The organism is Pseudoalteromonas sp. BSi20480 (assembly GCF_000241365.1).
GTDB classification, from domain to species: Bacteria; Pseudomonadota; Gammaproteobacteria; order Enterobacterales; family Alteromonadaceae; genus Pseudoalteromonas; species Pseudoalteromonas marina.
Genome location: NZ_BADX01000197.1, coordinates 1 through 281, shown reverse-complemented (window position 1 = coordinate 281; position 281 = coordinate 1). Strand labels below are relative to the sequence as shown.

Below are 281 nucleotides of genomic sequence, written 5' to 3'. Positions count from 1 at the left end.
TAGGCAGTGTGGGTGACTCTTATGACAATGCATTGGCTGAAACAATAAATGGATTATTTAAAACAGAGATTATTCGCAGAAATGGCCCGTGGAAGAATGTTGATGCTGTTGAATACGCAACGTTAGAGTGGGTCAATTGGTTTAATAATCAACGCTTATTATCTTCAATTGGGTATATTTCACCAGCTCAATATGAAACAGACTACTATGATAATTTAAACGAGTCAGGTAAAGTGGCCTGACTTAAACAAACTGGTCTCCGATGAACTCGGGGCGATTCA

1 protein-coding gene is annotated in these 281 nt (G+C 38.8%); it reads left to right on the top strand.

The window, feature by feature from the left end:
• A partial coding sequence (locus tag P20480_RS18955; RefSeq protein ID WP_033025970.1) for an integrase core domain-containing protein occupies positions 1-242 on the top strand: 242 nt, incomplete at its 5' end.
• Positions 243-281 lie beyond the last annotated feature (39 nt).